This is a genomic window from uncultured Oscillibacter sp., from assembly GCF_910587525.1.
Classification (GTDB): Bacteria; Bacillota; Clostridia; order Oscillospirales; family Oscillospiraceae; genus Oscillibacter.
The window spans coordinates 1-18,911 of record NZ_CAJULS010000033.1 but is presented as its reverse complement, the minus strand read 5'-3'; the positions used below and the strand labels follow the sequence as shown (position 1 = coordinate 18,911).

Annotated in this window: 15 protein-coding genes; 7 read left to right on the top strand and 8 right to left on the bottom strand. The window is 60.3% G+C overall.

All coding sequences use genetic code 11. The features are described 5' to 3' along the window. Positions 1 to 1,539: 1,539 nt before the first annotated feature. The gene (locus tag QZ326_RS04980) at positions 1,540 to 3,165 is read right to left on the bottom strand and encodes an amidohydrolase (protein WP_295742037.1); all 1,626 of its coding nucleotides are present in this window, start codon (positions 3,163 to 3,165) and stop codon (positions 1,540 to 1,542) included. Between the two features lie 221 nt (positions 3,166 to 3,386). Here QZ326_RS04980 and QZ326_RS04975 point away from each other — a divergent pair, with 221 nt between their 5' ends. Together QZ326_RS04975 and QZ326_RS04970 are read left to right on the top strand one after the other, a co-directional pair. Continuing rightward, a complete protein-coding gene (locus tag QZ326_RS04975; RefSeq protein WP_295742035.1) occupies positions 3,387 to 4,382 on the top strand; it encodes a LysR family transcriptional regulator in 996 nt (331 codons plus the stop codon). Between the two features lie 111 nt (positions 4,383 to 4,493). Continuing rightward, a complete protein-coding gene (locus tag QZ326_RS04970; RefSeq protein WP_295742033.1) occupies positions 4,494 to 5,921 on the top strand; it encodes an MATE family efflux transporter in 1,428 nt (475 codons plus the stop codon). Positions 5,922 to 6,107: 186 nt separating this feature from the next. On the opposite strand, the gene citX is transcribed toward QZ326_RS04970, so the two are convergent. The 7 genes from citX to QZ326_RS04935 all read right to left on the bottom strand — a co-directional run bounded on the left by citX (position 6,108) and on the right by QZ326_RS04935 (position 13,582). After that, the gene (gene citX / locus QZ326_RS04965; protein ID WP_295742031.1) at positions 6,108 to 7,367 is read right to left on the bottom strand and encodes a citrate lyase holo-[acyl-carrier protein] synthase; all 1,260 of its coding nucleotides are present in this window, start codon (positions 7,365 to 7,367) and stop codon (positions 6,108 to 6,110) included. Positions 7,368 to 7,383: 16 nt separating this feature from the next. Beyond that, positions 7,384 to 8,913, bottom strand: a complete 1,530-nt coding sequence (citF, locus tag QZ326_RS04960; protein WP_295742028.1) for a citrate lyase subunit alpha — start codon at positions 8,911 to 8,913, stop codon at positions 7,384 to 7,386. A gap of 4 nt (positions 8,914 to 8,917) precedes the next feature. Continuing rightward, positions 8,918 to 9,835, bottom strand: a complete 918-nt coding sequence (gene citE, locus QZ326_RS04955) for a citrate (pro-3S)-lyase subunit beta (protein ID WP_295742024.1) — start codon at positions 9,833 to 9,835, stop codon at positions 8,918 to 8,920. Continuing rightward, positions 9,817 to 10,113 carry a citrate lyase acyl carrier protein gene (gene citD, locus QZ326_RS04950; RefSeq protein ID WP_295742021.1) on the bottom strand — a complete coding sequence of 99 codons (297 nt, stop codon included), beginning with the start codon at positions 10,111 to 10,113 and terminating at the stop codon, positions 9,817 to 9,819. Before citD ends, citE begins: the two co-directional genes overlap by 19 nt. Then, positions 10,104 to 11,192, bottom strand: coding sequence for a [citrate (pro-3S)-lyase] ligase (locus QZ326_RS04945; protein WP_295742018.1), 1,089 nt, complete (start codon positions 11,190 to 11,192; stop codon positions 10,104 to 10,106). The genes citD and QZ326_RS04945 overlap by 10 nt, the downstream gene beginning before the upstream one ends. 66 nt (positions 11,193 to 11,258) lie before the next feature. Next, entirely contained in the window at positions 11,259 to 12,290 is a 1,032-nt protein-coding gene (locus QZ326_RS04940; RefSeq protein ID WP_295742015.1) for an AbrB family transcriptional regulator, read from the bottom strand. Between the two features lie 284 nt (positions 12,291 to 12,574). Next, entirely contained in the window at positions 12,575 to 13,582 is a 1,008-nt protein-coding gene (locus QZ326_RS04935) for a LysR family transcriptional regulator (RefSeq protein WP_295742012.1), read from the bottom strand. A gap of 221 nt (positions 13,583 to 13,803) precedes the next feature. Between QZ326_RS04935 and QZ326_RS04930 the strand changes: the two genes are divergently transcribed. From QZ326_RS04930 to QZ326_RS04910, 5 genes are all read left to right on the top strand, one after another. Further along, the gene (locus QZ326_RS04930; RefSeq protein ID WP_295742009.1) at positions 13,804 to 14,652 is read left to right on the top strand and encodes a polysaccharide deacetylase; all 849 of its coding nucleotides are present in this window, start codon (positions 13,804 to 13,806) and stop codon (positions 14,650 to 14,652) included. Positions 14,653 to 14,664: 12 nt separating this feature from the next. Next, positions 14,665 to 15,507, top strand: a complete 843-nt coding sequence (locus tag QZ326_RS04925; protein ID WP_295742007.1) for a polysaccharide deacetylase — start codon at positions 14,665 to 14,667, stop codon at positions 15,505 to 15,507. Continuing rightward, complete coding sequence (locus tag QZ326_RS04920) at positions 15,504 to 15,995, top strand: tripartite tricarboxylate transporter TctB family protein (protein ID WP_295742004.1); 492 nt, start codon at positions 15,504 to 15,506, stop codon at positions 15,993 to 15,995. The genes QZ326_RS04925 and QZ326_RS04920 overlap by 4 nt, the downstream gene beginning before the upstream one ends. 60 nt (positions 15,996 to 16,055) lie before the next feature. Beyond that, entirely contained in the window at positions 16,056 to 17,081 is a 1,026-nt protein-coding gene (locus QZ326_RS04915; protein ID WP_295742002.1) for a tripartite tricarboxylate transporter substrate binding protein, read from the top strand. Between the two features lie 83 nt (positions 17,082 to 17,164). Continuing rightward, positions 17,165 to 18,667, top strand: coding sequence for a tripartite tricarboxylate transporter permease (locus QZ326_RS04910; RefSeq protein ID WP_295741999.1), 1,503 nt, complete (start codon positions 17,165 to 17,167; stop codon positions 18,665 to 18,667). Positions 18,668 to 18,911 lie beyond the last annotated feature (244 nt).

Below are 18,911 nucleotides of genomic sequence, written 5' to 3'. Positions count from 1 at the left end.
CGACCACCGAGATCTACACTCTTTCCCTACACGACGCTCTTCCGATCTCTTATCCGTGTTATACTTGGCCAGCAGCCCCACGATCAGGGCCACATCGGAGGAGATGGGCGCCACTGCGTTGGTGGCGGAGTCGCCAATACGGTAGATGATGGTAGCCAGGGCGGGGCTGTATCCCAGCGTGTAGAGCATGGGAATCAGAATAGGCGCCAGAATCATCCACTTGGAGGAACCGGAGGTCATGAACAGGTTCAGGAAGGTGGAGAACAGCGCCACCAGGAGAAACAGGCCGAATCCCTGGATACCGGTGGACTTCAGCCAGGAGCCGCCCACAGAGCCCAGGTAGGTGGGGATGTTGGAGGCGTTGAAGAGATGGATGAACAAAGAGGCGGGCAGGGCGATGACCATGAAGGTAGTCATGGAGTTGATGCCCGTGGCCAGCAGGGCCGGCAGCTGGTTCCACTTCTCGATCTTGCCCACGGTACGGCCATAGGTCGCGCCGGTTACCAGGAAGAACAGGAACAGCAGGGTCAAAACACTTTTGATCAGAGGAGAGTTGGGCACGATGGAACCGTCGTCCGCCCGAAAGAAGGAATTCTTGGGCAGGGTGATGAGCACCAGGACCACCAAGTAGATCAGGGCGGCAATACCGGCATTGCGCAGGCCCTTGCGCTCAACGGGGGTCAGCTCACTGTTGTCGTCCGCGGCCCGGACCAGGCTCAGGTCCTTGGCCTCCCCCAGGTAGGGACGGACGAATTTGATGGTGACAAAGGTGTAGACAAAGGTGAGCACAATGGCGCACACCAGCAGGAAGTACCAGTGCTGGAGCACATGGACGGTGGAGGTGTCCAGGCCCAGGGCCTCGCAGACCGACACGTTGATGCCGCTGAGCAGCACGTCCAGATTGCCCACGAACACATTGGCGGACATGCCGGCGTTGCCGGCTGCGTAAGCCAGGAGGATGCCCAGCCATGGGTTATAGCCCAATGCGGCGAACACGGAAGCGGACACCGCTGTGGCACCCAGGATGCCGGCGTTGGAGGCGGTGTTCGCATTGATGGCAATAAAGGCCACCACCGCGAACACCATTGCCGGTTTGGCGCCGCCTATAAATCGCTTGATAAACGCCCCGAACAATCCAACCGACTCCGCCAGGCCGATGGACAGCAGCAGCAGGCCCATCATCATCATGGGGGAGAAATTGTAGTAGATGCTGTACATATTCTGGGTGACGTTGGTGATGGTCTCCTTGTTGATGAGGTTTTTGATGGTGACCTCCACGATCTCGGGCTCACCGCCGGAGGAGGATGCCTTTTCATAGGAGGTAGTCGCTCCGCTGAAGATTACCGACAGCACCAAGGAGACAACAATCAGGATGCTGAACAGATAGAACGGATGGGGCAGCTTGTTGCCCACCACTTCGATCCCATGAATAAATTTCCAGAAGAATCCCTTGCTCTCTTTTTTCTCAACGGTTTTTTCCACAGTTTTCACCCTTTCTTTTGTGTTCTTCTCTCTTAAGAATTGCAAAATCGCAGGGTATTATTTCTTGTAGACCGTCTCACCTCCCACCACTGTCTGCAAAACCTGAATGCGCTTGATCTCGTCTTCGGGACAAGTCATGAAGTCCCGGTCGATTACGATGAAGTCCGCCAGCATTCCCTGCTGGATGGAACCCTTGAGGTGCTCTTCAAAGGCGGCATAGGCAGGCCAGCAGGTGTAGGAGCGCAGAGCCTCCTCCCGGGTCATGGCCTCCTGGGGATACCAGCCGCCCTCGGGCTGTCCGTTTTCATCCTTGCGGGCCACGGCGCAGTACATACTAACAAAGGGATTGAAGTTTTCCACCGGGGAGTCGCTGCCGTTGGGGAGCACGTTGCCCTGGTCGATGAGGGTACGCCAAGCGTAAGCGCCCTTCAGGCGCTCCCGCCCCCAGCGCTGCTCGGCCACCCGCTTGTCGGTGCGCAGGAACACGGTCTGGAACGTGGGGATGACGCCCAACTGGCGATAGCGGCCGATGTCCTCCGGCGCAAGGCACTGGGAGTGCTCAATACGGTGGCGGCAGTCGGGCCTGGGCAGCTCGGACTGCAAGCGTTCAAAGCAGTCCAGCGCCTGCCGGCAGGCGGCATCCCCGATGCCGTGGTACCAGATCTGGAAGCCCGCCCGGTGGGCCTGGTAGAGCAGGTCGTAGAGCTCCTGGTCTGTCCACTTGCCAAATCCCAGGCAGCCGGGGGCGTCAGAGTAGTCCTCCAGCATCCAGGCGCTGCGGGAGCCCAATGAGCCGTCGCCGGAGATCTTATAGGCCCGGTAGGTCAGACGGTGGTCGTAGGCGCCAACGCGTATGCCCCGCTCAAAATAGGGCATGGACTGCTCCATGAGCTCCTGATAGCTGGGACGGCCCACGATGCGCAGGCTGACGTACATCCGCATCTTCAGCTTCTTCTCTTTGTAGAGATCCTCCCAGGCGTCCACCCAGTGGGCAAAGCTGCCGGCGTCGTGGACGGAGGTGATGCCCGCTTGGAAGAATCCCTCCTGGGCCAGCAGGGCGATCCTCTGGATCTGCTCTTTGGTATAGGGGGGAATGGCCCGGTTGAAGGGATCCTGGGCCTGATCGCTAACCACACCCAGCAGACTGCCGTCGCTCCGGCGCATGATCTCGCCGCCCACGGGGTTGGGCGTCGCCTCGGTAATGCCCACCGCCTCAAAGGCCTTGCTGTTGACCCAGGCGCCGTGGCCGCAGCCCCGCTTGAGGTAGACGGGCACGTCCGGCGCCACGGCGTCCAGCTCCTCCTTGCTGGGGAAGGAGGGATCGTCCTTCCACTCGTCGTTGATCCATCCTCGTCCCACGATCCACTCGCCGTGCTTGGCGGTTTTATAGGCGCCGGCCACCATATCCAGGATCTCCTGCTTTGTCTTGCCTACCAGGTACAGCTCCAACTTTAGCGCTCCGGTGCCCACGATGTGCAGGTGGGAATCAGTGATGCCCGGCAGGACCGCCTGCCCCATCAGGTCGATTACCGGCGTCTCCGGCGTACAGCGGGCCAGCACCTCCTCATTGGTTCCTACCACGGCAAAGCGGCCGTCCGAAATGCCAAAAGCGGCGGCGGTGGAAAAGGCCTTGTCCACGGTATAGACCTTCCCGTTGATATATGCGGCATCCAGCTCTCTCATTTACGCTCCTCCATCTCTTTATAATTTTGCCGCGCCCATGTGTGGAACCCTGGGGGCGACGCCCTGCATAGTCATTATTGCTATATCTACCATACAAAAAAACACTTTTTTTGTCCAATATACATTATGCATAGGACTGATAACAAAATTGCATTATGCAAAGCGGGAAAAATCCTGTATAATGCAGACAGAAAAAACACACAGGGAGGTAAGCGGCGTTGATGGACTTTAACAAGTTGAATTACCTGATGGCTATAGCAGAACTCCAGAGCTTTTCCAAGGCGGCGAAGAGATGCTTTGTCTCTCAGCCGGCCCTGACCCGGTGTGTGAAGAGTATTGAGGACGAGCTGGGGCTGAAGCTGTTTGACCGCTCCTGCTCTCCCATCAAGCTGACCTACGCGGGAGAGCGTTACATCACCGCCATGCAGGAGATTCTGGAGCTGAAGGCCAAACTGGACCAGGAGATGGAGGAAATCGCGGCCCGCCGGCGGGACCGGCTGATACTGGGGATACCCGCGACCCGCAGCGTTACATGGATTCCCCGGATCCTGCCCGCGTTCAACCTGGTGTGCCCAGGTGTGGATATCCAGCTGATCGAAGGCAACTCCCATACCCTGGAGCAGCTGCTCAGCAAGGGGGCCATCGACTTCTATGTGATGGGGACGGACCCCATTCTCACCAAGGGGCTGAAGCTCACCCCCGTCTTCCGGGAAGAGATGATGCTGGTCATCAGCCGCCAGGCCAGGGCGCTGCGCTCCCTCCGGCTGCCGCCCAACAGGCCCGGCAGCGTGCAGTATCTCCCCCCGCAGCTGCTGGAGGAGATCCCCTTTTACTCCGCCACGCCGTCCCAGGGCACTTATTATCTGGCCCGCCAGGTCTTTGACCGGTATGACATCCAGCCTGTCACCAGCATGGAGGTCATCAACACCTCCGTTGCCTATCAGATGGCGCCCCAGAGCGGCGGGTTTGCATTTGCCCCCATCACCGTAGCCTATGAAGAGGAGTTTTCCACTGAGCCCATCTTCTGCTCCATCGCGGATGAGATGGTTTTCCGCACTGCCGGGATCCTGTCCCGGGAGGGCATGGAGATGAACGAGACCGCCAGGCTTTTTTTGGAAATCGCGGTTCGGGCGATTGGGGAATACGCCCGGAATAACATCAGGAAGGTCCAGGTGTGCCACGACATCGATTTCTCCGGTCACCGGACGGAACACTGAGATCAGGATCTTTGCATGCTCCGGTGTCCTGCTTGCTCCGGCGTTTTTTACTGTTTTGCACCTTGGAGCTCATTTTATTACGGATACGCATCGCGCGGGAAAGGAGCGGCCATGGCAGAGGCCAGGGAACAGGCACAATATCTGCGGGAGTGTGTGGAACTCTCCCGCAGGCAGCAGCTGCGGATGGTGGTTCGGCTGAGTATCCCGGCCATTTTGGCGCAGCTGAGCACTACTGTTATGCAGTATATCGACGCCGCCATGGTGGGCAGCCTGGGCGCCGGCGCCTCCGCCTCCATCGGCCTGGTGTCCAGCACCATTTGGCTGATGAATGGGCTCTGTATCGCGGCGGTGATGGGCTTTTCCGTCCAGGTGGCCCAGCTCTCCGGCGCCGGGGACCGCCGGAAGGGCCAGGCGGTATTCTGCCAGTCCATCCTCATGGGGGCGGGACTGGGGCTGATTCTGGCCCTGACCGGCGTGGGAATCAGCTCCTGGCTGCCCCGGTGGCTGGGAGGTGAGCCGGAGATTCTGGAAGATGCCTCCCGGTATCTCCTCATCTACGCCTGCGCCATGCCATCCCTTCAGTTCCGGCAGCTGGCGGGCGGAATGCTCCAGTGCAGCGGGGATATCAAGACGCCCAGCATCCTCAGCATTGCCATGTGCGCATTGGATGTGGTCTTCAACTCTCTGTTGATCTTCCCTGCCCGTCAGGTCTCCGCGGCGGCGTGGACTTTTACCCTTCCCGGCGCGGGGCTGGGCGTCACCGGCGCGGCTCTGGGCACGGCCCTGGCGGATGTGTTCGTGGCGTGCGCCATGATGTGGGCGGCCTGCCGAAGGTCGGATTTTCTGCGCCTGGACCGAAACTGCCGCTGGCGGTTCGATCCACTCTGCTGGCGCACGGCCCTGCGGATATCACTTCCCCTGGCCCTGGAGCGGGCCATTCTAAGTAGTGCCCAGATTGCCTCCACCCGCATCGTGGCCCCTCTGGGCACGGTGGCCATCGCGGCCAACACCCTTGGTGTCACAGCGGAGAGCCTGTGCTATCTGCCGGGCAACGGAATCGGGACAGCGGCCACCACTCTGGTGGGCCAGAGCCTGGGGGCGGGGCGGCGGGATATGGCCCGGCGCTTTGCCCGTGTCTCCGTGGGGTTGGGTGTAGCCGTCATGAGTACCGCGGGGCTGCTGCTGTTCCTCCTGGCTCCCGCCATCTTTACCGTGCTGACGCCGGACCCGGCGGTGCGGCAGCTGGGGAGTCAAGTTCTGCGCATCGAGGCCTTTGCCGAGCCGCTCTTCGCCGCCGCTATCGTCACTGCCGGAGCCCTTCGGGGCGCTGGGGACACAGAGCTCCCCAGTATGATGAACCTTATCAGCATGTGGGGGGTCCGTATTCCCGCCGCCGCCTTCCTGGCGCCCCGGCTGGGGCTTCACGGCGTGTGGATTGCCATGTGCGGCGAGCTGTGTGTCCGGGGAAGCCTCTTCCTGATCCGGCTGTTCCGGGAGAGGTGGCTGGACCATGCGCTCATGATAGAGGGGAGGACCTAGCCTCCCCGCGCAAGCTATACGCCCCTTGACCGAAAAGGGCCTGTCGCAAAACAGAGATCCAGAAAATCAACTCACGAAAAAAGCTGGAGGAAACTGTATACCAAACAGTTTCCTCCAGCTTTTTTGATAGGACATTTTCTGGTTCCGGGCCCAGGATCGCATTTTGTAACAGGTCATTTTTCAGTTTTACGCTGCCTCCCAGATCCTCCGGGTGGAATCCAGCAGCTTTGCCAGCGCCAGCAGATCGGCGCTGCCGCCGGGGGATAAGTTCCGTGCGGTGCAAAGGCCGTCCAGCTCCCACAGGCGGTGAATGTACATCTCCGGCGCCCCGGCCAGAATGGAGGCCGCCCGGCTGCGTACGAACTCCAGCCCCTCTATTCCACCCCGCCGGAGGAGATTGGCGTCCTCCACCTGAGACAGCAGTGTCAGCAGTGCGGCAAAGGGGCCGCTGTGTTCCAGTACCTCCCGGGCCCGGCGGGCGTTGGGAAACCCCGCCAGGGCCTCTCCTCGGGCGCCGCCGGCGTCATAACGGATCCTTGCGGCGGCGTCGGGTGTGTCCGGGGGAAGCCCTGCCGCCGCAAGAGCGGCGGCACGCCGGTACACACTGCCCCCCTCCGCCAGTACACCGCCCAGGGCCGCCAGGATCAGTCCAAAGGCGTAGATGGCGCCTTTGTGGGTATTGACGCCGCCGGTAGATGCCAGCATCGCCTCCTCCGCCCGGCGTCCGGCCTGCTGGAGATCCGCCATGCAGTCACGCCGGGCCAGTCCCAGCGTGACCGCCTGCTGAAAATAGGGGCGGAGACACCGGGCAGAGCGGTGAAACAGCTCCAGATCCATATCCCGGTGGGCCCCCGGGCCCTCCCGGTCCACCAGGCCGGGCTTGGGTGTCAGGTCCACCTCCCAGATCAGGGCGTCAACTGCAGACGCGGCCAAATGCTCTGCGGCGAAGTCCCGCAGCAGGGCGTCCGTGGCGGCCCGGACGGCCTCCAAACCGTGGGCACGGCTGCGGGCGCACACCTTGGCGGGACCTCCGCACATCAGACATCCGCGGGGAGTTTCCCTGGAGAGGGCGCCGCCCTCCGGCGTGAGCACATCCAGGTCGCACAGCCGCCCTGCCGGCCGTGACTCCTCCAGGCCCACGGCCAGCACTTTCAGCGCTTTGGCCGGCAGATCGCACACCAGCAGTGCCTCCAGCCCCGTGGAGGCGTCCAAGACCTCCTGGTGTACCAACATCTCCCCCAGAGACTCCCGCAGGGAGTCCAGCACTGTCCAGAAGAGCAGGTCGCCAAGCCTGCCCCGCTTCACCGGCCCCGCCAGATTCATGGTAAAGCTGAGAAGGGGCAGCCCATACCCGCGGAGCAGCCGCTGCTGCTTGGATACCCGGGTCTCCCGGGCCTCCAGCATCTCCCGCAGGTTCACGGCATGGTCTATCCTCTGCATACCCATATGCGGCGGGGCGCCGTCAGCTCTCGTCGATCTGCCGGATGACGTCGATGACGGTGTTGTCCCGGTACATCACGACCCCCACCACCCGGTCCTTGTACCGGATGGGATCCGGGCGGCCCGCCAGGGCCTCCGCCCGGTCTTTGAGCTGCTGGATGGTATTTACCCGCATCCCTGCCTGCTCCAGCCGCTCCGCCACCTCCGGCCGCCGGGGATTCACCGCGATGCCCTGGTCCGTGACCACCACGTCCACCACGGCGCCGGGGGTGACGATGGTGTTGACCCGGTCGATGACGGTGGGGATGCGCCCCCGGGTCAGGGGCGCCACCACCACCGACAAGCTGGCGCCCGCCGCCGTGTCCGGGTGGCCGCCGATGGCCCCCCGGATCACACCGTCGGAGCCAGTGAGGACGTTGACATTGAAGTCCGTGTCGATCTCCAGGGCCGAGAGGATCACAAAGTCCAGCTGGTCCACCGCCGCGGCGAAGAGGAAGCTGGCGTAGTATGTTGCGTCAATCTGGTGGTGAAAGCGGTTCTTCTTCAGGGAAAGCGCCGCGTCCAGATCAAAGCTCTGCACGTCCAGAATGCGGTCGATCATGCCCTCTTCGTGCATGGCGGTGATCTGCCCCGTAATGCCGCCCAGGGCAAAGCGGCAGCGGATGTTCTTTTTCTGCATCATCTGCCGCAGGAAGCGGGCCACCGCCAGGGAGGCGCCGCCAGAGCCCATCTGCATGGAAAAGCCGTCGTAGAGGTACCCCGCGGCATCGATCACATTGGCCGCAGTCTGGGCAATGAGCAGCTCCTTGGGATTTTTCGTATACCGGGTGGCTCCGGACATGATCCCGGCGGGGTCCCCGATATCGTCCGTCACTACGATATAGTCCACATCATACTCGGGAATGGCCCAGGGGGCGTTGGGATAGCGGACCAGATTGTTGGTGAGGATGATGACCTTGTCGGCGTACTTGGCGTCGGTCCGGGCGTATCCCATGGAGCCGCAGGCAATGGATGTGTCATCATCTCGGCTGTAGCCGTTTGCATTTCCATAGGGGTCGCAGGAGGGCGCGCCCAGAAAGGCCACATTGATGTGCACTTCGCCGCTGCAGATAGCGGCGGCCCGTCCGCCGTGGCTGCGGAATACCACGGGACACTCCAGCAGCCCGCGGGATATCTCCTCCGCCAGCTGCCCCCGGAGCCCTGAGGTCTCGATGTGGGTGACGACTCCGTTTTGGATGTGCCGGATCAGGGGGGTGTGGACGTCCGCCAGGGAGCTGGCCGCCAGGGTCAGATCCCGGAAGCCCATGTCCGCCAGAGTGTCCAGCACCTGGTTGACCACATGGTCGCCGCCCCGGAAGTGATGGTGGAAGGAGATGGTCATACCGTCCCGCAGCCCTGCGGCGCGGACCGCCTCTTCCAGAGAGGGCAGGACCTTGTTGTCCTTGCCGGACCGGGCGCGAAAGGTCTCCGTCCGCTTGGGAGCGGCGCCGGAGAAGGCGCCCCGGTGGGTGATCCGGTCGATATGGGGAATCGTGTTCAGCAGTTCATTCATCTCGTTACTCCTCCCTGGCAATGCGGTCCGCCTCCGCCAGTGCGATGAGGCGCTGGGCGCGGAGGACAATGGGCCTGTCGATCATCTTCCCGTTCAGGCTGATGACGCCGCTGCCCCGGGCATTGGCCTCCTCGATGGCGGCGATCACATCGTAGGCCTTGCGCAGATCCCGCTCACTGGGAATGAAAGCCCGGTGAAGGGGCTCGATCTGCCGGGGGTTGATGACGGATTTCCCGTCGAATCCGAGCTTGTGGATCAGCTCTACCTCCGCCAGAAAGCCCTCTTCGTTGTTGACATCGGAATAGACGGTATCCAGCGCGGCGATCCCGGCGGCGCGGGCGGCGTGGAGGATCATGCTGCGGGCGAAAAACAGCTCTGTGCCATCCGAGCGGACGGTCTTCAGGTCGGTGACATAGTCCTCCGCCCCCAGGGCGATGCCAATGAGGCGGTCCGAGGCGTGGGCGATCTCCCGGGCGTTGAAAACGCCGTTTGCGCTCTCAATGGCGGCCATCATCCCCGTGGCCCCCACGGGGATGCCGTGGGCCTGTTCAATGCGGGCGATCTCCCGCTCACAGTCCGCTACATCCTGGGGCCCGTCCGTCTTGGGCAGGCGCACCACATGGACGCCCGCCGGGATGATGGCCTCCAGATCCCGCACCCCCAGACCGCTGCCCAGGTCGTTGACCCGGACCACGATCTCCTTCTTTCCAAAGTCCAGTGTCTTGAGTGCCTGATACACCAGAAGGCGGGCCGCGTCCTTCTCCGCCAGGGACACGCTGTCCTCCAGGTCGAACATGATGCTGTCCGCTCCGTAGATCCGGGAGTCGGCAATCATTCCAGGGTTGTTGCCGGGGACGAACATCATGCTGCGGCGCAGCCGGTCCTTTACATAGCGCTTGTCGTTCACTTGCCCACCTCCCAAATATGGTTCTCCTGCCCCGCCGCCCGGAAGAGGGCGGCGGCGGCGCGGGCCCGAACCGTGCAGTCCAGAGCGCCCTTGTCCACCGCGCGGATCAGGGCGTGCTCCACGCCCAGTTCTGCCGCCGTCTCCCGGATGACCTGCTCGATCCGGCGGCCATACTGCTTCATCACGGAACTGGTGAGCTCCAATACGATTCCGCCGTGCTCCCGCGGCTCCACGGTGACCATGATGTCGCTGGACTCCATGGTTCCGGCCACAGCTGTTTTCTTCAGCTCCATTTACCTTCCTCCCATCTCCTGTGTGTTGATTTGCTGGTTTCTGCAAGCTCTTGATACCTCTCCAAAAAGAGTTGCCGGTGGGCCTCCTCTGAAAAATAGTCATAGGCGGCCTGCGGCACCAGGGACCGGATCTCCCGCCAGCGCCCGTTGGCAATCAGCCTCCGCACGGCGGTGGCACTGATGGGTACGCCATCCCGCTCCATACGCGGGATCTCCACCAGATCCACCCCCGCCCGGGGAAGAGCGGCAGCCATGGCTCGGTTGTAGGCTGCCGTCACTGGGCAGAGGGGCTCCGTTCCGACAAAGCGGCGGGAGATGCCCAGCATTTCGGCCAGGCGGCAGAATACCGCGATATCCAGACTGCACCAGACCGCCGCTGCCGTCCGCTTTTCCTTCAAAAAGTAGTCCGGAAAGCTGGCGGCGGAGATGAGATACCGTCCGGTCTCGGCCACGGCCACATTGGACAGATCCCTGACAGACTGTTCCACGATACGCCTGCGGTGAGCGGCGGGGACAGTACTGCGGTCCTCCGATACCACCAGCAGGTACAGCGTATCGCACCGGGCGGCAGATTGTTCGATCAGGTACCGGTGTCCCAGCGTCATGGGGTCACAGTTTGCCGCAAGACAGCCAATGTGCCCGGAGGCGCGGGGGTCCCGGACGGTTTCGGCCCACGCCGCGAGGCCCCCGCGGCGGTCCTCCATCAGCAGGACCTGCTCTGTCTCGGCCACCTCGTAAAAGCCCAGCTCCGCAAACTGTCTTTTGTTTTGGGGCTTGGTATAGAGGAACAGGCTGTCTCCTCCGCGGCTAACGGACTCCTGCCGTAGATGGGTGATCAGGCTGGCCATCAGACCGGTCCCCTGCAGGTCGGGGCGTACGGCGGCACATTTGACGATGTTCCGGTCCAGAGAGGCCGCGGCGGCAATGCGCCCCGCCCCGTCCCGAATGACTGCCGAATGGTCGATGCCGGGAGCATAGGTGAGTCCCCTCTCTGCCAGAAACGCCTGAAGCTCTGCCAGCGCCCGTCCCTCAAGCGGCCGCCCGGCGCACAGTTCATATCCGTATTCGATATGCTTCACTCCCCTCGCCTTAGAGTCTGGTTTAAAACCGAAGGTACCAGGCGGATCACAAGCCAAATCGCGGCGCTAAATCAGCATAACGGTCAGACGGATGATTTGGGGGAAGATGGACACAACGGTAATCATCCGAATGATCTGCAATACGTTCAGATCCAGGCTGGAGATGCCCAGGTCGCCGGAGATCAGCGCCATATCCGTGGCACCGGCGGGCGTGGCCACAAGCATGGCCTCACGGCGCGTCATGCCGCAAAAACGGTGCAGCAAGGCGCTGACAAAAAAGCAGTTGAATAGATAGGCCGCTACCAGCAGGCAGACAGGCAGGATCAAATAGCGCAGGTCCAGCAGTTCCTGCAGTCCAATGGAGCTGCCAATATACGCTCCGGAGAGCACTTGTGCGGTCCGCTTCAGATACATAGGGATTGCCGCGCGGCCGGTGGACAGTCCCAGCGCCGCCGTCCCGGTCATGGAGAAGATAAGTGTGCCCACCGGAATGCCGGACAGCTTGCCGGCAATTCCACAGACAGCCGCGACGGCGGCCGTCGCGGATACCGAGGGGGCTGACGCATTTGGTGCGGCGTCCTCCTCCAGCGGCATGGAGCGCTCCGCGGGCTCCTCGTGGCGCGTGGCCATCAGGATAATGGCGGGAAATGCCCCCACGCCGCCCAACAGGCGGAAGAACTGCATGAAGGCGACAGCGGCCCCGTCGGCACCCATCTCCGCGGCAATGATGGGCGTATCGCTCATTCCTCCTGGGACAGCGCAAAAAAAGGATGTCATCCAGTCCAACCCACTTGTGGCATGAATGATCACCCCCAATACCAGATTCAAGATCAGCATGCTGCAAAGGAGGATCGCCGCCGGCTTTGCCAGCTTCGGCATCCTCCGCACGTCACTGCGCCGAATCGAGGCTCCGATAAAGGCCCCGGCAGTGATCTGAGCGGCAGTTCTTGCCGCAGCAGGCATGCAGGCCAGGCCGGTACCGATGTTCAGAACGACGGTGCCTACCAGCGCCCCCACCATCACGCCGCCGGGAACCTTTCCCTTCAAAAACAGAAAACCCACAGCGGATGCGGCTGCCAGTGTCAAGAAAAACGGCATTTCAACATCCCTCCCTGGGGAGATAGTATCAAAATGTTTCCTTCTATGTCAAATACCGATTCTGCATAGGGGTCATAACCTTTCTACCCATGGGATTATATGGTTACGCTTTCCCCGGTCCCGTGCGGGGACCGGCCTATTTGAAAAATATCAGGCCCCCGTCTTGGAGTGCTTTCCGGGCACGGCGATTTGGCTCAAAATCCCAAATGGATTTTGAGCCAAATCGCCGTGCCCGGCAGAAAAACCTACCTCAATCCGGCATTCTGCCAGTTTTAAAGCAGACTTTAGGCAAAATCCCGAAAATCAGAGGAGTCATAGGGTGGTGTCTTCAGCTTGAGCCACTGAGCGCTGCACAGGGGCTGGAGCAAAGGCGCATTGCAGACCTTGTCCTTGGCAATGGCGATAAAGCGCTGTTCGATGGCACTGAGCTTTTTCTTGCGGGAATAGGCAATGGCATTGTGCTCATAGGCGGCCTGCATGGAGAGCTCCGCAATGACGGGCACCAGACCGGGTAGTGTGTAGCGGGTAGCATAGGGCGTTGCAAAGGTAATTCCCATGCCGGAGGCTGCCATCCGGTAGCAGGCCACGATGCTGGGAGCATAGAGCACATTGGCCGGGTGGATGCCGGAGGCTTTCATCAGTCCTGCCACCGTGAAGCCAAAGCCGTCCGTGGGATGCAGAAGGACAAAGTCCTGGTCGTTCAGAACCTCCGGCGGAAGAGTGAGGATGTTGTCGATAGTGTTGCCGCTCAGGTCCCTCCCCCATAGGATTGGGTGGTCTGCGGGAATAAAGAGCAGGATCCTGGCAGAGGAGAGATATTCATATGTCAAATTTGTGGAGGATGCGGAGGAAGTGGTAAATGCCAGGTCAATGTTCTCCCTCAGCAGATCTCCCTCAAAGAGCAGGGAGTTCTGCTGAATCAGGGAGATTGTGATACCAGGATATTCCCGGCGGAAAACCGGGAGGATGTGGGGAAGCCAGAGGTTGCTGGCGGCGTAATTGGTTCCGATCTTCAGCAGGCCGCGCTTCATCTCGGAGATCTCCTGCAGTTCTCTGCGCAGGGAACTGTCGATGGCCAGGACCCGGCGGGCCTCCTCCAGATAGCGCTCGCCGGCATAGGTCAACTGGATGGGCAGAGCGGCGCGGTTAAACAGCGGTGTGCCCAGCTCCTCTTCGATATTCATAACGATCCGCGTCAGCGCCGGCTGGGAGATATAGAGCTTCTGCGCGGCCTTTGAGATGCTTCGCAGCTCGGCTACAGCCGCAATATACTTGTACTTGCTGTAGATCATAAAATGCCCCCTCCCATGCCGGAACTGACGGTGTATGATGGTATCATATCACGGTATAACTTCCGATTGCAAGTGGTGTTTCCTGCGGCAGGAGCCAGATATGCAAATTTTTATATAAGTCCTATATGAATAGTGGCATTGGACAGTTTCACATTCCCGTGGTAAGTTAAAGTCAGGAAATCCGGATAAACTGCACAAAAGTTCTGGGAGGAGGAACTGACATGTCTCAAAATCACCAGGAGTCTGTCCGATGGCCAAATCACGCCAAGTGCGCGGTGCTGCTGACCATCCACATAGATGGAGAGTCTCTGTACAACCGCGACCCTGCCCATCCCTCGCCGCGGCGGGTGTCCTATGGAAGATACGGGCCGACGCGCTCGGTGGACCGCCTGCTGGATCTGCTGGACAGGAAACACATTTCCGGTTCGTTCTTCATCCCCGGTCAAATTGCGGAGCGGTACCCGGAGATGGTAAAAAAGATCGACGCCCACGGCCACGAGATCGGATTCCATGGCTTCGACCATGAGGAACATATGTATACGGACCGGCCCCGGGAGGAGTGGATGCAGGTTATTGAACGGGCGCAGGAGACCTTTCAGCGGTTGATCGGCAGAAAAGCTGTAGGGTACGTCGCCACATCCAGTGATTTCCAGATGGACGCCCCTCAGATCTGGTACGAGGCGTTTGGGTTCAAATACTCCAGCTCCATGCGGGGGGATGACAGGCCCTACCGCACGGTATTCAACGGACGGGAGTCCGACTTCATTGAGATCCCCGCCCGATGGGAGCTGGATGACTATCCCTTCTTTGTCTACAGCTTCAATCCGCCGCAGCCGAAAGGACAGAGCCGGATCTCCAGCTACCGGGGCGTGCTGTCCAATTGGAAACACGAGTTTGACGGCTATTACAGCGAGGGAGGGTGCATGACCTTTATGCTGCACCCGCAAATCATCGGCATCCCCGGCCGGGCCTATCTGCTGGAGGAATTGCTTGACTATATGTTGGACAAGGGCGACGTCTGGTTTGCCACCGGTGAGGAGATCGCCGACTGGTGGCTGGCCAATGATTAAGGAGGGTGGAGAATGAAACGGGAGATCACATGGCCCAACGGCCGCCAGTCCGCGGCGATGCTGAGCGTGATGCTGGACGCGGAATTTATCTGGCTCTCCATGGATCCCAGGAAATATGATACGCCAAAGCACCGCTCTATGGGCGAATACGGGCCCAGGCGGGGCATTGCCCGGATCCTCCGCCTGCTGGACGAGTATCAGGTCAAAGCGACCTTCTTTACGCCTGCCGTTTTTGCAGAGGTGTATCCGCAGGTCCTGGAGAAGGTGATTGCCGCCGGTCACGAGATCGCGCTGCACGGCTACCGCCACGAGGACTTTGACGGGATGCCCGCAGTGCAGCAAAGAGAGATTCTGAAACGGGGATCAGAGATCCTGGAATCTGTGACCGGTACTTCCCCGGCAGGTTTTCGCCTGCCTGAGGGGGGATGCACGGAGGAGACTCTGGCTCTGATTTACGAGGCCGGCTTCCGTTATGACAGTTCCTTCTTCGACCACGACATCCCCTATTTGGCAGAGATGAATGGAGAGCGGACCAGCCTTGTGGAGATCCCCACCCGGTGGGAACTGATCGACTTCCCCTATCTAGCCTGGGGAGACAGTTTCCCGGCAGGGAATGACCGGGTGGCGATCTACGACGATGTGCTGGACAACTGGCTCCGGGAGCTGGAGGCGTCCTACGACGGCGGATACTGCTATGTCTTGTCTGTAACGCCCCAGACCATCGGTTCTCCGGGCCGGATGTTTATGCTGCGCACCGTGCTGGAGCGGATCGCCCGCAAAAACATATGGCTGGCCACAGGGGCGGAAATTGCGGACCATGTGCGGATGCTGGAAAGCGGGGAGAGGCGGACTTGAAAAAATGGGTACAGGATCTGATCCTGGGCGGCATCCTGCTGCTGTTCAGCGTGGTCAGCTTTGTATATGCCTATGTGATGCAGGACGCGTCCGCAAAATACTTCCTGGCCCGGGCAGATACATATATTCTGCTCTGGACAGGCATTCTGGGGATTCTGTCCGCGGCTCTGGTGGTTCGGAGCCTGCGGTCCAGACCGGAGGAAACGGCCAGCCGCATTGTGACCAAGCGTGTCGGCGTCACAGTGCTGATTATCGCGGCTTATATCGCCTTGCTGGGCACTCTGGGATTTGTAATCAGTTCCGCGCTGTTTCTGGCAGCATTGCTGGCATTCTTTACCGTGGAGTCAAAGGGAACAAAACTCCGGGGCAGAGCATTGGCGCGGGAGATCGTGATCTGCGGAGCGATCACAGCGATCACCGTGGCAGTGGTCTACTATCTCTTCAACGTCCTGCTGGGGGTCAGACTGCCGGGGGGCCTCTGGAGATGACTTGGTGCAGACTGTGTATACAGCCACACATAGACAAAAAATATTTACAGGAGGATGAACATGATGAAGAAGACATTGGCATGGTTCCTTGCGCTGATCTTGACGTTGTCCCTGGCCGCCTGCGGGGCCGGCCCCTCGAATGAGCCGGCGGACGGCACCGGCGGAAGCGCCCCCGCCTCCGGCAGCGGGGACGCGGGATACCCGGAAAAGGCAATTACCGTCATCGTCCCCTTCTCCGCCGGCGGTGAGCACGACCTGACGGCTCGGACGATTGCGACCCGTCTGCAGGAGATGTACGGCTGGACCATCGTGATCCAGAACACCTCCGGCGATTCCGCAGCCACCATCGAGTATATGAAGGACAAGGGCAGTGCGGACGGCTATACACTGTTTATGCACTCCCCTGAGGTGATGGCCTCCGGCCTGGTCTCTGGCCAGCTGACGGAGGACTACTACAAGCAGTTCACTTATTTGGGATGCTTTGTGTACGATCCTCTGTGCATCTCCGTGGCGGCCGATTCCCCCTTCCAGACCATTGAGGAGCTGTTCGAGTACGCGAAGGCCCATCCGGGCGAGCTGAACTGGGCCTGTGTAGGCGCAGGCGGCTTCAACCAGATGAACTCTGAGAACCTGTGGGCCGTGGCGGGTGTGAGCTTCAACTACGTCCCCTATGACGATGCCTCCAAGAGCCGCGCGGCAGTGATGGGCGGCCATGCCGACGTATTCTGCTCCTTTGCCTCCGGCGCCAAGAGCAGTATTGACAACGGAGAGCTGAAGGCGTTGGCCGTAGGCGCAGCAGAGCGCCTGGAATTCTGGCCCGATGTTCCCACCCTGGCGGAGGTGGGTTGTGACCTACAGGTAGGCCTGACGCGCTGCTGGGACATCCACCCGGATGCCCCCCAGGAAATCAAAGATACTCTGACGGAGAAATTTGAGGCCTGTGTGGCCGACCCGGAGACCCAGGCCCGCCTGCTGGAGCTGGGCCAGAGCCCCTTCTGGATGACGGACCAGGAAATGCACGAATACGGCGAATACTATTACGGTGTATACCAGGAGATCTACGCAAGGCTCCACGAAAACGACTGACGGGTCTCGCCGGGAGTGGGCGGAAACTGCCCACTCCCGCTTGGAACAGCTTTTGACAAACCGTTTCTAAAGGAGGAGAGCTCTTGTCGGCATTTGGTTTAGTTCTAAGCGGCGCAGCCGCAGTCTTTTCTGATCCGCTTACCATCGTCTACTTTCTGGTGGGCGTGTTCGGCGGTATCGTATTTGGTGCGATTCCGGGTTTGACCGGGGCGCTGGGAGTATCTCTGATGCTTCCCTTTACCTTTGCCATGGCGCCTGCCCAAGGGATTGCCACGCTGATTGCCATATACGTTGGCGGCGTCTCCGGCGGCCTGATCGCCTCCATCATGCTGAATATCCCCGGCAACGCGGCGGCGATTGTCACCTGCTTTGACGGCTCTCCCATGGCGCGGAAGGGGCAGCCCTACAGGGCCCTGAGCTATGGCGCCACCGCCAGCCTGATCGGAGGTCTGTTCAGCGGTGTGGTCATGATCTTTGTGGCCACCGGCCTGGGACGGTTCGGCCTGCTGTTCGGCTCCTGGGAGTACTTCGCCCTGGGGATCATGGGCCTGGCTGTGGTGGTTTCGCTGTGCAGCGAGGATCTGATCAAGGGCTTGATTAGCGCGGTGATCGGGATGATACTGGCCATGGTGGGCATGGACAAGCTCTCCTCTCTGGAGCGATTCACATTTGGGTGGTGGCGGCTGAGCAGCGGCTTCAGCGAGATGACGGTGCTGATGGGCCTGTTTGCCTTGGGAGAGATCCTGACGCAGTTGGGAAATCTGGGACGTCCCATGCAGCGGACGGACAGCAGTGAGCGGAGGACAGTCATTCCGGCAAGAGGAGCTTTTCGAGGGCTGAAAAAGACGGTGCTCACGTCCTCTGTCATCGGGACGCTGATTGGCATCCTGCCTGGTGTGGGGCAGAGCACGGCAGCGCTGGTGGCCTATAATCAGGCGAAAAACTCCTCCAGGGAGCCGGAGAAATTTGGCACCGGCTGTCCGGAGGGCATTGTGGCACCCGAGAGTGCCAATAACGCCGTGTGCGGCGGCGCGCTGATCCCGATGATGACGCTGGGCATCCCCGGCGATACCATCACAGCGATGCTGATGAGCGGTCTGATTGTCCATGGCTTGGCGCCGGGCGCATCGCTGTTCGACAACAACCCGGAAATAGTGGGTACGATATACTTTTCCTATATTGTGGCCTGTCTGGTGATGTACCTGATGTACATCCTGTTTTTGAAGTATTTCATCAAGATCCTGTCCACTCCCATGAACTATATGTTCCCGGTGATCTTGCTGATGTGCCTGATTGGCGCGCTGACAAATAACAACCGGATCTTTGATATCTGGGTCTTTTTTGTCATGGGCATATTGGGATATGTCTTTCAGCAGGTGGGGATCCCGGTTGCGCCGCTGACACTGGGCTATGTGCTGGGACCCACGGTGGAACTGAACTTCCGCACGGCCATCATGGCCTTCCACGGAAACGCATTTTCCCTGTTTACGCGCCCGATCGCGATATGTCTGCTGGCGGTGGCGGTGGTCATGCTGGCATGGCCCTCGCTGAAAAAGAGACGTTCTCGCCAAAAGGCCAAATCATAATGGACGGGGTCTGGCACGAACCTTGGATAGGATATTTTCGCTGCCTCGGTATCACTGAAAAGAGATTAGGATAAGGTACAAATAAGATGTGCAAATAAAAAAGATGAAAAGAGAAATGGCTTGCAGCCCTCTGGTAGAATGAAGTAACGACACACCATTCAGAGAGGAGAGAGCAAACCATGTCAGATCAGATTGTACAGCTAAATGAAGAAGTAATCAAGGGTCAACTTAAGGAGCTGGTTCG